The following is a 14,172-nucleotide window of genomic DNA, read 5'->3' as shown; positions in this document are numbered from 1 at the left end:
ATTTATTAATGGTTTTATTTAATTTCGCTCAAAGAAATTCGAACAACTTCAGAGCAACTGTCGAGATTGTTTTGGTGTCTCAGTCCGAAAATAGATAACTCAAAGGAGACACAAAAGAATGCCGCAACCAGCTTTGGTTGCTCCGCTCACGCGCCGGGAGCCGATTTTTGCGTCAGCACGAGAAAGACCTTTTCCTCGAGCTGCTCCGGGGTGAAGGGCTTGGCGATGTAGGCACTGACATTGTGGGCCAGCGCCCGCTCCACAGCCTTCAGCGTGGCGAGCGCGGTCACCATCAGGAAGGGCAGATCCCGCCGCACCTCGCGCACGCGGCGCAGCACGTCCAGGCCGCTCGCCTTCGGCATCATCCAGTCGCAGACGATCAGGTCGTACGTACCGTCCCCGGCCAGCCGGAGCAGCGCTTCCTGGCCGTCCGCCGCCGTGTCGATGTGGCCGATGCCGAGGTCGCGCAGCACCGATTCGACGAAGTGCCGCGGCCCGTCCTCGTCGTCGACGACCAGAACGCGGATGGCGCCGAGGTCGATGAAGGGCACACCGATCACCCCCAACGCCCCACGCATCCAGGAGGCGCGGGCCGAGCGCTCCTTGCCGCCCGTGGCGCCCAGCAGGAAGGAGCGCACGAAGCGCGGCCGGTGCACCTGCCGGTACAGCGCCTTGGCGACCGCCGCCCGGCTCTTGCCGCGGCAGAAGGCGCCGTCGCCGGCCAGCCGCACCATCTCCAGCACGGTGTCGGGGTTCGGCTCGTCCTTGCCCTGGAGGGGGCTCAGCAGGCGCTGGGTGCGGATGAAGGCGTTCTGGATCTCGTCGATCTGCCCGGCCATATGCTCGCGGGCGTCCTCCGCGAAGGCGCTGTCGAGCACGAGCTTCTGGACCTCCGACAGTCCCTTCAGCTTCTCGGTCTTCTCCTTCCAGCAGTCGAGCAGGCGCCCGGCGAAATCCCGCCCGTCGAAGAACTGGGTCAGATAGCCGTTCACCGCCCGCTCGGCGCTCGGCGACAGCGGCATCCTCTGGAGGACGAACAGGATGCGGAGCTTCTGCATCAGCGTCCGCCCCTTGGTGATTTCGGGAAGCGTGTCCTCGTTGACGAGCAGAGCGCTGCGCCGCTGAAGGGCCGCCTCCGTGCGGGCGCCGCCGAAATAGCCCTCCCCCGTGCGCAGCCGCTGCGACACCTGGCTCAGCGCCATGATCTCCCGCTGCACCGCCTCCACCCCGAACAGGTCGCCGGCGCTGGTGATGGTGAAGCGGTCGGGCTTCGACAATTCGCGGCGCAGCGCGACGATCAGGCTGTCGCTCAGCACCGGCATGGCCGTGCGGCGCACCAGCGTCTCAAGACCCTTGAAGACCGGCGCCGCCTCGTCGGACAGCGGTTTGTCCCCGGCGATCAGCGACACGATCATGTCCACCCGGTCCACGAAGGGCGCGTCCAGGGAGCAGGAGGCGGTGCCGGTGTCGCTGCGCAGGATCTCGCCGAGCAGCCGGTCGAGCGGCGCCAGCGCCTCGGCGTCCTCCAGGCCGTCCGCCAGTTCCAGCAGGAGCCGCGCCTTCTCGGCGAAGCTGCGGCCCTGGTACAGGTGCGTGGTCAGCGCCGCATCGACCATGAAGCGCCCGGTGAAGGCGTCGCGGGCCGCGATCAGCCGCTCCGCCGTGGCGGCGTAGCTGGCCGGCGTCAGGTCCGGCGGCTGGGCGTCCTTCAGCCGCTCGCGGGTCACCCGGGCGACCTCGTTGACCAGGGCGGTCAGCGCGCCCTTGCGGTCCATCGCCCGTTCCGCCTGCTGCAGGATGGCGACGAAGGTCGGGATGTTTGACAGGCTCTGCTGGTGGCGGGGGGAATGCAGAAGCTCGGTCGGGGTCAGCGCGTTCTCATCGAAATAGCGCTGGCAATGCCGGCCGATGCTGTCGCGGCCCTGCGGGGTGTAGAAGTCCTCCGGGGTCCGGCAGACGGCGGTGTCGCTCCCGCTCTCGCCGTCCAGGTCACGACCGCTATCCCGGCCGTCCGCGATGCTCTGGTCCGATGCCATGCCCTAACCCCGTCTCATTCGGCCAGCAGCCCGCGCACCGCCTCGATCAGGCGGTCCGGGGCCACTGGCTTCATGACGATCCGGCGGCCCGGCTGTGCCGTCATGTCCGCCGCCGTTTCATGGGACGCGTAGCCGGTCAGGAAGAGGATGCGCAGGTCGGGGTTGCGCTCCGCCAGGGCGCGGCTCAGTTCCAGCCCGTTCATGCGGGGCATCGACATGTCGGACACCACGGCGTCGAACAGCCCGCCGCATTCGTCCCAGCGCTCCAGTGCGTCCAGCCCGTCCACCGCCTCCGTCACCGTGCAGCCGGCCTCCTCCAGCGCCAGACGGACGTAGGTACGCACGGAGTCCTCGTCGTCCACCAGCAGGATCGCGGCCCCCTCGTCCTCGCCCAGCCCCAGCCCGTCCGCCAGCGAACCGGCCTGAGCGGGAGCGGGAACGGCGGGCAGATGGATGGAGAAGACGCTGCCGCGCCCGTCCGGCCCGGCCTCCATCTCGACGGCGCCGCCGGCCTGCTGGGCGGTGCCGTAGACCATCCACAGGCCGAGGCCAGTGCCCTTGCCCGGTTCCTTGGTCGTGAAAAAGGGCTCCCAGATGCGGTCGCGCACCGCCTCCGGCACGCCGCAGCCCTCGTCGATGACGCGGATCACGGCGTAGCGGCCGTGCGCCAGCGCGCCGTGCCGCCCGAAGAAGCCGGCGTCCGGCAGGGCACTGTCCAGCGCGATGGTCAGGCGCCCGCCGTCCGGCATGGCGTCGCGCGCGTTGAGGGCAAGGTTCAGGATGGCCTGGTTCAGCATCACCGGGTTGGCGACGGCGTGGGCGTCCCCGTCGCCGATGCGGATGTCCAGATCGATTCCGGCGCTCATCAGCGGCTTCAGGAAGACCTTCAGGTCGCGCACCAGCGGCGCCAGCGCCACCACCTCCGTCTCGTCCGACGGGCGGCGGCGCGAGAAGTCGAGAAGCTGGGCGGTCAGCGCGGCGGCCCGGTCGGAGGCCTTGGCGATCTCCCGCACGCAGGTGGTGACGCGCCCCGGATCGTCCGGCGCCCGCTCGGCCAGCCGGGCGAACCCGCCGATGGCGGTCAGCATGTTGTTGAACTCGTGGGCGATGCCGCCGGCCATGCGGCCCACCGCCTCCATCTTCTGCGACTTCTGAAGCTCCGCCTCCGCACGGCGGCGCTCGGTCACGTCGTTCAGCACCAGGAGAACCGCCGCCTCCCGCTGGTAGACCGCTGGGAAGGCGCCGATCTCCACATGGCGCTGCTCGCCCGACGGGCGGGCGATCGCGCATTCCACGCGCTGGTGATCGCCCTCCGCGCCCAGCCCCAGGCGCGTCGTCACGGCCTCCGCCTCGACGATGAAGCGGTTGAGGTCCACCCCCTCCAGCCCGCCGCTGCCGCCCACCCCCAGGATGGACGCGGCGGCGGCGTTGCCGAAGCGGATGGCCCGGCGGTCCCAGATGACGATGCCGTAGGGGGCCAGCTCGACCAGCTGACGGTAGCGCTTCTCGCTCTCGCTGAGCGCGCTGACGGTGGCCTCCAGCCGCTCCGTCTGGCCGGCGAGCTGCTCCTCGCGCCGCTTCAGCTCGGTGATGTCCATCAGGATCTTCACGATGCCGCCGGAGCCGGTGGCGTGCTCGCTGATGCGGTACCAGCGCCCATCGGACAGGCGGCCGTCCACCGGATCGGTGTGCAGGAGGTGGCGCTTCATCCGCTCGGCGATCCAGTCGGCCATCTCGCGGTCGTCGCCCTCGTACCCGCCGCGCTCGGCGGCGGCGCGCAGGATGTCCTTGAAGGCGGTGCCGGGTACCAGCACATCGGCCAGATTCGGGTAGGCGCTGCGGTAACGCTCGTTGCAGAAGATCAGCCGGTCGTCCGGGCTGAACAGCACGAAGCCTTCGGAGATGCTGGACAGCGCGTCGTGCACCACCGACTGCATGAAGCGCGCCTCGACCAGGGCCAGCGTCTCCGCGGTCGTCTCGATGCCGGTGCCGCGGTAGCCGGCGAACCGCCCGTCCGCGTCGGTGAAGGGTTGGGCGCTGATGCGGAAGACGCGGGTGTCGCCCGCCCCGTCGCGCAGCGTGACCTCCAGGTCGCGAAAGGCCCGCCCGGCCTCGATGTCGGCCAGATGGTCCAGCCAGGTGTCGGTGTCCTCGACCAGCGCGCCGAGGTCGAGCAGCGAATCGCCGAACACCGGCGCCGGATCGCCGCCGAGAAGCTCCGGCAGCCGTTCGGACACGTAGGTGTAGCGGTGGTCGGGGGCGCTTTCCCAGAACCAGTCCGACGCGGCCTCGGCGAAGTCGCGGAAGCGCTGGCGGCTGGCGGCCAGCTCCTCGTTGGCGGCGCGCAGCAGGCGGGCGGAGCGGTCCAGGGCCGCCGCCGCGGCGCGGGCTCGGCGCACCGACAGCACGGCCAGCGCCGCCATCGCCAGCGTCATCACGCCGAGCGGCAGCATCAGCCGGTCGCGGCCCTCCTCCGGCATCATCACCGCCAGCAGGCCGGCGGCGCCGAGCATGAGGAACAGCAGGTCGGTCAGCCCGCCCGGCCCGCGGCGCGGCGCCGCGTCCCCGCCCAGCCGGACGGCACGGACGTCGAGGTCGGTGTCGGTGGGGGGCAGCCCGCCCCGGCCGGAAAGATCCACGGAGCCCCGCTCCATCGTCATGGGTGTACCGCCGCGCAAGGCGCGATCTGCATAGACCCGTAATAGGAGGGGAGCCGTTAACAGCCCGTTTCGCTGTTCGCCTTCGTACGATCGGATTCTACCGTGAGCATACGATTTCCACCGCTCAGCGCCGGTTGACCAGAACCAGGATCTTCTCTTCGAGCTGTTCGGGAGAAAAGGGTTTGGCGATGTAGGCGGTGACGTCGTGGGCCATGGCCTCCTCCACCGCGATGATGGTGGCGAGCGCGGTGACCATCAGGAAGGGCATGTCGGGACGCACCGCGCGGACCAGCTTCAGGAACTCCAGCCCCGACAGGCGCGGCATCTTCCAGTCGCAGACGATGAGGTCGAAGGCGCCCTGCCGTTCCTCGAATCGGCTCAGCGCCTCACACCCGTCCTGGGCGATGGTCAGGTCGGTGATGCCGAGGTCGCGCAGGATCATCTCGACATAGCCGCGGGCGGCCGGCTCGTCGTCGGCCAACAGGACGCGCAGCGTGTTCATGGCGCGCATCGGCAGGCCGGCGCCGGCCAGCGTGGCGAAGAACTGGGCGAAGCGGTCGGCCCGCTGCTCCGTCGCGTCCTTGCAGCGGGCGAGGTAGCCGCGCAGGAAGGCGGTGGAGCGGACATGGTGCCCGACCAGCTCGCGCGCCGCCGCCACGCATTTCCCCTCGGTGAAGGCGCCCTCGGCGAGCAGGCTGGCGAACTCCATGACCTCGTCGACGTGGGGCGGGCGGTCCTTGGCGATGCGGGCGAAGATCTTGTTGGTGCGCAGGAAGGTGTTCTGGATCTCGTCGAGCATGCGGACGTAGCGCTCGCACAGGCCGTCCGGCAGGGTGGAACGCGCCACGCGCCGTTGCAGGTCGGCGAGCGCCTTGATGCGGGCGCGCGGCGTGCGGGCCGTCTCGAACAGACGCTGGGTGAAGTCGCGGGCCTCGAGATGGCGGCGCAGATGGGCGACGATCATGCGCCGGCTGCGCTCCCCCGACACCGCCCCTTCGAAGGCCAGAAGATCGACGATGCGGGCGTAGTGGCTCTTGGCGTGCAGCACCGCCTCCAGCCGCGCGCCGGACAGCAGCAGCGCCACCCGCCGGTCGATCAGCCGGGTCGTGCGCTCGCCGCCGATCACCCCGCCCTTCACCGTCAGGCGCGCGGCGAGGAGGCTGATCGCCGACAGCTCGTCCAGCACCGCCGCGACGCTGTTCGGCTCGGCCTTGGTGCCGGACAGCGGCGCGTCGCCGAGCAGGGCGTGGTGAACCCCCGCCTCCAGCCCCAGCCGGGCGGCGCGCGCCTGATGGCGGGCGACGAAGGCGGACAGCCGGTGCAGGACCGCCGGGGCGTCGGGGTGGGACGGCGCCTCGCCCCGCCAGACCATCGCCATGGCGTCGAGCACGCCGCGCAGCCCGTCCGCCCAGCCGAACAGCGCCTCGACCACCAGCCCGTTGGCCAGCATTTCCCCGACGATCTGGTCGAGGATGGCGATGCCCTCGCCGGACAGCCCGTCCCCGTCGAGCGACAGGATGCGCACCAGCCGAAGCTCGTGGTTGCGCCCTTCCCCCAGCCAAGCGGACAGCCAGCAATCGATGGTGTGACGCCCGGCGAATCCCGGCGTCCGCGCCATGGTCTGGGCCACGGTGGCGGCAAACTGCTTGGCGTCGATGGACAGGGCGGTGCCGCTGTGGGCGCGCCGGGCGGTGACGGCCAGCACCTCCTGCTCCAGCCGCTTCAGCTCCTCCAGCCGCATGGCGGGGGAGCGGCGTCCGGGGCGGGCCTGCCGCTGGGCCACCCGCTCCAGCACCTGGGCGCGGCGCGGCCAGTCGAGGAAGGAACGTTGCGGCTCCACCTTGTGCAAAAACTCGGTCGGGGTGATGCCGCGCGCCTCCAGGAACTCCGCCAACTCTTCCGCGATCAGGAAACGCGCGGCGGGAGCGAAGATTTCCTCGACCCGGACGCAGATGGCGGACTCCGGCGACTCCTCCGGCGCGTCGCCGCTCAGCTCGCCGAGGAGCGCGTCGACGTCGTAGGCGCCGATGGGAATGCCGTCGGTGGTGAGCGGGGAAGGCGGCGGAACGGCGCTCATCGATGCCCTGCCATCAGATCAGCAGCGCGTGGATGGTGTCGGCCAGCTCGTCCGGGTTGATCGGCTTGCGCAGGAAGACGATGCGGCGCCCGCCTGACTTCGGGTCGGCCAGCAGGTCGTCAAGGCTTTCCGTCTCCGGCGGGTAGCCGGACATCAGGACGGTCGGCAGATCCGGATTTTCCCGGCGCAGCGCGCGGGCCACCGACGCCCCGCCGACCTGCGGCATCACGAGATCGGTCACCAGCAGGTCGAAGGCCCCGCCATGGTCGGCGTAGGCGCGCAGGGCCTCGGTGCCGTCGGCGGCGCAGACCACCCGCATGCCCAGGTCCTCCAGCGTCAGGCGGATGAAGTCGCGCACCTGCGCCTCGTCCTCGACCAGCAGGACGGTGGCGGCCATCGACAGCCCCTCCATCTCGTCGTCCTCCGCGTCGAGGAACACGGCGCCGTCAAGACCGAAGGCGTCCAGACCGAAGGCGTCCAGACCGAAGGCGTCCAGACCGGGAGCGTCCGCCTGCTGCGGCTCTGCGAGGTCCACCACCGGGAAGTGGAGCGTGAAGATGGTGCCGCGCCCCGGCTCGCTGTCCACCTCCACCGCGCCGCCCGCCCGCGCGACCGTGGAATAGACCAGCGCCAGCCCCAGCCCGGTTCCGGCCCCCGGCTCCTTGGTGGTGAAGAAGGGCTCGAAGATGCGGTCGACCACCGCCGGGTCGATGCCGCAACCGGTGTCGGCGACGGTGATGGTGACTCCGGGATCGTCCGCCCGCTCCACCGCGATGGTGATCGGCCCGCCCTCCGGCATGGCGTCGCGGGCGTTGAGCACGAGGTTGAGCAGCAACTGGTGCAGCAAGGCAGGGTCGATGGTCACCACCGCCCCGCCCCCGGCGCCCTCGATCCGCAACGGGTGGCGCTCGCCCAGCGTGGGGCCGAGGAAACGGCGCAAATCGTCGATCACCGCGCCGACGCGCACGGGACGCGCCGCGTCGGTCTGGCCGGGCCGCCCGAAGCTGAGAAGCTGGGCGGTCAGGCCGGAGGCGCGGTCGGTCGCCTTGACGATCTCGGTCAGGCACTGCTCGACCCGCGGGCGGTCCTGCGGGGCGCGGCGGGCCATCTGAGCGAAGCCGCCGATGGCCGTCAGCATGTTGTTGAACTCGTGCGCGATGCCGCCGGCCAGCTGGCCGATGGCCTGCATCTTCTGCGCCTGCTGGATGGCGCGTTCCGCCTGCTTGCGCCCGGTGATGTCGGTGAGGACGAGGAACCACGCCGCCTCCCCCTCGACCGCGAAGGGGTGGATGCCGACCTCAAGCTCGCGCAAGGCACCCTGGGCGGTGACGAAGCGGGCCTCGACCGGCGGCGGGGCCTCCAGGCCGCTGCCGGGCGGGGGCAGCCAGTCGAACAGGCGCTGCACCCCGTCGAACTCCGTCGCCTCGACCAGCGGGATGCGCAGCATCGCCTCGGGATCGCCGCTGCCCAGGATCAGCGCGGCGGAGCGGTTGGCGAAGCGCACCCGCTGGCCATCCCAGATCAGGATGCCGTAGGGCGCCATCTCGACCAGCCGGCGGTAGCGCGCCTCGCTGTCGGCCAGCGCCTCCTCGTGGCGTTTCAACTCGGTGATGTCTGTGAGGATCTTGACCACGCCGCCGAAGCGCGTGGCGTGTTCGCTGATGCGGTACCAGCGCCCGTCGCCGAGCCGGTGGTCGGTCGGCGGCCCGCTGCGGGTGTGGCGGTTCAGCCGCTCGGCGATCCAGTCAGACGGGTCGCCGAGATCGTCGCCGGCCGCCCCCCGCTCCACCGCGACGCGCAGCAGATCGGCGAAACGGACGCCGGGAATGAGATGGTCGGACAGCAGCGGGTAGGCGGCGCGGTAGCGGTCGTTGCACAGCACCAGACGCCCGTCGGCGCCGAACAGCACGAAGCCTTCGGACACGCAGCCGATGGCGTCGGACAGCAGAGCGCGGAAATGCGCCTCGCCTGCCCCCAGGGGATGGCTCGGCGTCGGGTCGTCCAGGGTGGCCGACAGCCGGTCGCGCAACGCCCGCAACGGGTCCCGAAGATCGTTCAGCGCACCGGGCGGCGCGGCGGAGAGCCGCGCGCCCAGGCTGGTGAGGAGTTCCGCAAGCTCTTGGTCGGGCCGGTCCATAACCCGGCATTCAACCATCACCCCCGGTCCCCCCGCCAGTTGATTCCGCGCTCAGCCCTGCTTCGGGAAATGGTGATGGCCGTGGTCGCAGACGCCGCGCGAATGCTTGTCGTCGCAGCTTTCGCCGGACGCGGTCAGGCCGATCCAGGCGTGCAGCGTGTTGGGATCGAATCCCGCCTTGCGGTCCGCCCCGACCTGGAGCAGCGGGCGGCGGATCAGGTCGCGGTCGGCCAGCAGAGCGGCCAGCGCCGACTCCTCGTCCAGCTCGTCGGGCTTCACGGAACCGGTCTTCACGGCGGCGGCGCGGCGGTTGAACCAGTCCTCGACCGGACGGTCCTCAAAGAAGGGGCGCAGGGTTTCGGCGGTGAGGGGCTCGGCTGCCAGATCGCGCTCCACCAGCGTGTGGCCGGCGGCCTGCAGTTGAAGCTTCTGCTTGGCGTTCGCCGTGCAGCCGGACAGACCGTAAAAGATCACTTCCGTCATGGGGTTGGTGCTCCGCATCGAAACAGGACGAATTAGGTCCAGTCTACCGGCACGGAGACCGGGGGTGCCGGTGACGGAATGTCGCACCTGTCTCCCCTCTCCCGACCCGGGAGAGGGAGGGACCCGCCGCGAAGCGGTGGGAGGGTGAGGGTATCGCCAAGGATCACCGGATCCATCCTTGGACGACCCTCACCCGCCCGCTGCCGCGGGCACCCTCTCCCGGGGCGGGAGAGGGAAACATCACTTGATGCGCTTCAGCGAGTCCTCGACGTAGGCGTTCGTGTAGGTCTTGGACAGGTCGATGTCCGTCGCGGCCACGGCTTTGTCGAACGCCTTCAGCACCTTGTAGGCGGCCTCCGCCCCCTCCTGGGAGAAGCGGCCGTCGGGCGAATAGGTCGGCTTCGAATGCTCGAAAGCCTGGGCGTAGAGCGTCTGGTTGCCGAGGAAGTATTCCGGCGGCAGGACCTTCAGGACGTCCTCGGTCTTGGCTTGGTCCAGCCACTTCAGCGTCCGCACCAAGACGTCGACCAGCGCCTGGGTGGTCTTCGGGTTCTCCTTGATGAAGGCCGGCGTGGTGTAGAGCACCGCCGCCGGGTACGGCCCGCCGTAAGTGTCCAGCGTGCCCTTCTCCGTCCGGGTGTCGGCGATGGTGGTGACGTCGCCGTCGGCCTCCAACTGGCTGATCACCGGGTCGAGGTTGGCGATGGCGTCGATCTCGCCGCGCTTCACCGCGGCCACCGCGCTGGGGCCGCCGCCGACGCCGATGAAGGACACATCCTCCGGCGTCATGCCGTGCTGGGTCAGCAGGTAGTTGACCATGAAGTTGGTCGAGGAGCCGGGAGCGGTCACGCCGATCTTCTTGCCCTTCAGCTCCTTGATCGACTTGATCGTGCCGGCCTTGTTGACCGCGGCCAGAACGATGCCCGGATAGCGGCCCAGCAGGGCGACGGCGGTGATCGGCTGGCCCTTGGCCTGCATCTGCACCGTGTGATCGAAGGCGCCCGTCACGATGTCCGCCGAACCGCCGACCAACGCCTGGAGGCTCTTGGCGCCGCCGCCGAAGTCGTTGATCTCGACGTTCAGTCCGGCCTCCTTGAAGTAGCCGAGCCGCTCGGCCACCGTCAGCGGCAGGTAATAGAGCAGCGGCTTGCCGCCGACCGCCAGCTTCAGGTCCTTCTTCTCGACCTGCTGGGCGTTCGCCCCGCCGATGCCGAAGGCCAGGACCACCGCTGCGGCGGCGATCACGCTTTTCATACGCATGGCTTCCCTCCCGATTTTATGAGCTTGGCGCAATTATGAGCTGGCGCGGTCATCCCTGCGCGTTGGTCGTCTGCGCCTCCTGCGGGCGCCAGTGCAGAAGGCGTTTCTCGATGACGGTCACCACGGCGTCGATCACCACGACGAAGATCGTCAGCACCAGCATGCCGGAGAAGACGCCGACCGTGTCGAACACCCCCTCGGCCTGATGGATGCGGTAGCCGAGGCCGGCGGCGGAGCCGAGATACTCGCCCACCACCGCGCCGACCATGGCGAAGCCGACCGCGGTGTGCAGGCTGGAAAAGACCCAGGACAGGGCGGACGGCAGATAGACGTGCCGGAACAGGTGCCGGTTGCTCGCCCCCAGCATCTTGGCGTTGGCCAGCACGACCGGGCTGACCTCCTTCACGCCCTGATAGACGTTGAAGAAGACGATGAAGAAGACCAGCGTCACCCCCAGCGCCACCTTCGACCAGATGCCGAGGCCCAGCCACAGCGCGAAGATCGGCGCCAGCACCACGCGGGGCAGCGCGTTGACCGCCTTGATGTAGGGGTCGAAGACGATGGAGACCAAGGGCGCGCGGGCGAACCAGAATCCGAAGGCGATTCCCGCCACCGTGCCGATGGCGAAGGCCAGCGCGGTCTCCAGAAGCGTGATCCCGAGATGGTACCAGATCACCCCGGACGCGAAGTCGCTCCAGGTGCGCTCCAGCACCGCCAGTGGCGTGCCGAAGAAGAAGGGGCTCAGGATCTTCGTCGCGGTCAGGACGTGCCAGATCAGGAAAAAACCGATCAGCACGGCGACCTGCAGCAGCAGGATCACCGGGCGGCTCGGCAGGCGTTTCACACGGGCCACGGCCATGGGGTCCTCACGTCGGCTTGGACGTCATTTCAGTTTGGTTTGGGCGTAGCCCTTCAGCACTTCCTCGCGCAGCTGCCCCCAGATTTCCCGGTGCAGGTCGAGGAAGCGCGGCGTCATGCGGATTTCCGCCACGTCGCGCGGGCGCTCCAGATCCACCCGGTACTCGCCGATCAGCCGGGCGCCGGGACCGGCCGACAGCACCAGCACCCGGTCGGACATGGAGATGGCCTCCTCCAGGTCGTGGGTGATGAAGACCACCGACTTGCGGTCCGCCGACCACAGGTCGAGCAGCTCGTTCTCCATCAGTTGCCGCGTCTGGATGTCGAGCGCCGAGAAAGGCTCGTCCATCAGCACGATCTTCGGATCGACGATCAGCGTCTGGGCCAGCGCCACCCGCTTGCGCATGCCACCGGAAAGCTGGTGGGGGTAGCGGTCGCCGAAACGGTCCAGCCCGACGCGGGCCAGCCAGGGGCGCGCCCGTTCCTCCGCCTCGCGCCGCGGCACGCCGCGGAACTCCAGCCCGGCGGCCACATTCTCCAGCGCCGACTTCCAGGGCATCAGCGCGTCCGCCTGGAACATGTAGCCGGCGTGCGGATTGATGCCGTCGACCGGCTCCCCGAAGGCCAGGGCGCGCCCGGCGCTGGGGGCCAGAAGGCCCGCCGCGACGTTCAGGATGGTGGATTTGCCGCTGCCGGTCGGCCCGACGATGGACACGAACTCCCCCGCGGCGACCGACAGGGTCACGCCCTGGACCGCCGTGTAGGTCTGCCCGCGTCCGTCGGGCGATGGAAAGGTGCAGGTCACGCCGTCCAGGCGGAGCGCGGCCTTGTCCGCCCCCTCCGTCCGCAGGGCGGCCGCCACGGCGGCGCTGTCTGACATCAATGCGTTCCGTCCCTGATGGTCGTTTTCACGGCATCTTGGCGGAATGAGGCGGCCTCGGCAATGGGCACAGCCAACAATTGTTGCCGCCGACGGTGCGACTCAGTCCAGCCGCGCGAAGAAAGCCATGATCGCCGCCCCCACCCCCTGCGGCCACTGATGCGGGTAGAAGCGTCCGTTGCGCGTGCGGTCGTCGGCCAGCGGACACCAGAGAATCGGGTTCTCCTCGCCTTCGGCGCCATAGCGCCGGCAGTTGAAACGGTGCGGCTCGTCCGGCTCGCTGCCCGTCGGCAGGCCGTCCTGGGCCAGCAGCGCGCGACGCAGGCGCAGGGCTTCGGACACCGGCACCTGCTCGTCGCGCGGGTTGTGCAGGACCATGGCGGCGACCGGCCCGCCGCAGTCCTTGGGCCGCGCGGACCCGCCCCCGACGCTGGCCAAGCCGCGGATCACTCCGCCCCGCGCGCAGGCGAGGCTGTTGGCGAAGGACCCGCCCAGCGAATGGCCAACGACGAAAACCCGGCCCATGTCGATGCAATAGCTCGCCGCCATGCTCTCCAGAACGGCGTCGAACAGACGGAAATCGCGCAGCCGGTCCGGCGGGTCGCCGGAATCGGACCAGACGTTCAAGCCGCGGGAATCCTTCAGACTGGCGGGGTAGACGACGATCGCCGGCTCCTCCGCATGCCCCTCCAAGCCAAAGTAGCGGCGCACCTCGGCGTTGCTGTTGGTCCGCCCATGGAAGGCGACGACGAGGCTGTGCGGACGGTCAGGGTGGTAGCCCTCCGGCACGGCCACGATCACGCCGCGCGCCGCGCCATCCAAAGTCACATGGTCAGGCACCGTTACCGGGGCCGGTACTCCGCAGCCGCGCGATAATTGCTGCACCGCCACATTATTAACCAATTCCGCCGATAAGCCCTGAACAGCCCACAGAATCAGCAAGGCTGCGGCGCAAAATGCGCAAATTTGTTTCACCATTCACAGCCCAAATGATCACCTCCCTCCATAAACAGCCTGTGGCGAAGGACGTTGCACCTTTGGGCAGGCCAGCCGTTAACCAACGCGCAAGCATTTCCCGGCACCCTCCTTCCCAGAGCAAGGAGGTTTCGATGCCGGTTCGCGCGACTGCACGCATGATGGTTCTGGGGCTGCTGCTGGCCGTCGGCTCGTCTGGGGCCGCGACCGCCGACAGCCTGTCGGTGAACCGTCCGAACCCGGCGCCGCCGCCCGTCGCCTCCGACTTCCCCGACGCCACGCTGGTCCGCGTCGATCAGACGGACTCCACCATGCTGCGGCTGGACGGCATCATCACCCCGGCCGTGGAGCAGCGCTTCTCCGACGCGCTGCGCAGCGTGCCGGCCGGCCAGCCGGTGGTGGTCGAACTGTCGAGCCCCGGCGGCTTCACGACCGCGGGCTACCGTATGATCGACCTGATGCTGGCGGAACGGCAGGCGGGGCGCTCCGTCGCCACCCGCGTGGCCGGCGGGCAGTCCTGCGAGAGCATGTGCGTCGGCCTCTATCTGGCCGGCTACCCGCGCTACGCCGCACCGACCGCGGAGTTCATGGTCCACGCCCCGCGTCTGGCCGAGAACGGCCGCATGACGCTGCGCTCCACCGACCAGATGGTGAAGCGTCTGGTCGCGCTGGGCGCCGCTCCGGCCTGGATCGAGCGGGTGCGGGCCGCCGGCGGTTTCTCCGGCAGCCTCGACTACCGCGACAACGCCGACCATCTGGCGGCGATGGGCGCCAACATCGTCACCCACCTGATCCGCTGACGCCTT

Annotated in this window: 10 protein-coding genes; 1 reads left to right on the top strand and 9 read right to left on the bottom strand. The window is 69.6% G+C overall.

The window, feature by feature from the left end; translation table 11 throughout:
• Positions 1–146 precede the first annotated feature (146 nt).
• The 9 genes from ACFPMG_RS03595 to ACFPMG_RS03555 all read right to left on the bottom strand — a co-directional run bounded on the left by ACFPMG_RS03595 (position 147) and on the right by ACFPMG_RS03555 (position 13,219).
• The gene (locus tag ACFPMG_RS03595; RefSeq protein ID WP_376993856.1) at positions 147–2,036 is read right to left on the bottom strand and encodes a response regulator; all 1,890 of its coding nucleotides are present in this window, start codon (positions 2,034–2,036) and stop codon (positions 147–149) included.
• A gap of 14 nt (positions 2,037–2,050) precedes the next feature.
• Positions 2,051–4,675, bottom strand: coding sequence for a hybrid sensor histidine kinase/response regulator (locus ACFPMG_RS03590; RefSeq protein WP_376993855.1), 2,625 nt, complete (start codon positions 4,673–4,675; stop codon positions 2,051–2,053).
• Between the two features lie 145 nt (positions 4,676–4,820).
• Positions 4,821–6,773, bottom strand: coding sequence for a response regulator (locus ACFPMG_RS03585; RefSeq protein WP_376993854.1), 1,953 nt, complete (start codon positions 6,771–6,773; stop codon positions 4,821–4,823).
• Between the two features lie 13 nt (positions 6,774–6,786).
• Positions 6,787–8,910 carry a hybrid sensor histidine kinase/response regulator gene (locus tag ACFPMG_RS03580; protein ID WP_376993853.1) on the bottom strand — a complete coding sequence of 708 codons (2,124 nt, stop codon included), beginning with the start codon at positions 8,908–8,910 and terminating at the stop codon, positions 6,787–6,789.
• 51 nt (positions 8,911–8,961) lie between these two features.
• Positions 8,962–9,393, bottom strand: a complete 432-nt coding sequence (locus ACFPMG_RS03575) for an ArsC/Spx/MgsR family protein (RefSeq protein ID WP_237903735.1) — start codon at positions 9,391–9,393, stop codon at positions 8,962–8,964.
• A 240-nt stretch (positions 9,394–9,633) separates the two neighbouring features.
• Entirely contained in the window at positions 9,634–10,653 is a 1,020-nt protein-coding gene (locus tag ACFPMG_RS03570; RefSeq protein WP_376993852.1) for an ABC transporter substrate-binding protein, read from the bottom strand.
• Between the two features lie 49 nt (positions 10,654–10,702).
• Positions 10,703–11,512 carry an ABC transporter permease gene (locus ACFPMG_RS03565; protein ID WP_376993851.1) on the bottom strand — a complete coding sequence of 270 codons (810 nt, stop codon included), beginning with the start codon at positions 11,510–11,512 and terminating at the stop codon, positions 10,703–10,705.
• Positions 11,513–11,536: 24 nt separating this feature from the next.
• Positions 11,537–12,391 carry an ABC transporter ATP-binding protein gene (locus tag ACFPMG_RS03560; protein ID WP_376993850.1) on the bottom strand — a complete coding sequence of 285 codons (855 nt, stop codon included), beginning with the start codon at positions 12,389–12,391 and terminating at the stop codon, positions 11,537–11,539.
• A 102-nt stretch (positions 12,392–12,493) separates the two neighbouring features.
• Positions 12,494–13,219: a CE1 family esterase gene (locus ACFPMG_RS03555; protein ID WP_376993849.1), complete on the bottom strand. Its 726-nt coding sequence runs from the start codon at positions 13,217–13,219 to the stop codon at positions 12,494–12,496.
• A 281-nt stretch (positions 13,220–13,500) separates the two neighbouring features.
• On the opposite strand from ACFPMG_RS03555, the gene ACFPMG_RS03550 reads away from it, so the two are divergent.
• Positions 13,501–14,166, top strand: coding sequence for an ATP-dependent Clp protease proteolytic subunit (locus tag ACFPMG_RS03550; RefSeq protein ID WP_376993848.1), 666 nt, complete (start codon positions 13,501–13,503; stop codon positions 14,164–14,166).
• The last annotated feature ends 6 nt before the right edge of the window (positions 14,167–14,172 follow it).

It is taken from the genome of Azospirillum himalayense, assembly GCF_042657465.1.
GTDB classification, from domain to species: domain Bacteria; phylum Pseudomonadota; class Alphaproteobacteria; order Azospirillales; family Azospirillaceae; genus Azospirillum; species Azospirillum himalayense.
This window is presented reverse-complemented; position numbering and strand designations above follow the sequence as displayed.

Excerpts from the sequence above, each read along its gene's own strand:
- ACFPMG_RS03585 (WP_376993854.1), bottom strand. The coding sequence starts at position 6,773 with ATGAGCGCCGTTCCGCCGCCTTCCCCGCTCACCACCGACGGCATTCCC.
- ACFPMG_RS03580 (WP_376993853.1), bottom strand. The coding sequence starts at position 8,910 with ATGGACCGGCCCGACCAAGAGCTTGCGGAACTCCTCACCAGCCTGGGC.
- ACFPMG_RS03565 (WP_376993851.1), bottom strand. The coding sequence starts at position 11,512 with ATGGCCGTGGCCCGTGTGAAACGCCTGCCGAGCCGCCCGGTGATCCTG.
- ACFPMG_RS03570 (WP_376993852.1), bottom strand. The coding sequence starts at position 10,653 with ATGCGTATGAAAAGCGTGATCGCCGCCGCAGCGGTGGTCCTGGCCTTC.
- ACFPMG_RS03575 (WP_237903735.1), bottom strand. The coding sequence starts at position 9,393 with ATGACGGAAGTGATCTTTTACGGTCTGTCCGGCTGCACGGCGAACGCC.
- ACFPMG_RS03550 (WP_376993848.1), top strand. The coding sequence starts at position 13,501 with ATGCCGGTTCGCGCGACTGCACGCATGATGGTTCTGGGGCTGCTGCTG.
- ACFPMG_RS03595 (WP_376993856.1), bottom strand. The coding sequence starts at position 2,036 with ATGGCATCGGACCAGAGCATCGCGGACGGCCGGGATAGCGGTCGTGAC.
- ACFPMG_RS03560 (WP_376993850.1), bottom strand. The coding sequence starts at position 12,391 with ATGTCAGACAGCGCCGCCGTGGCGGCCGCCCTGCGGACGGAGGGGGCG.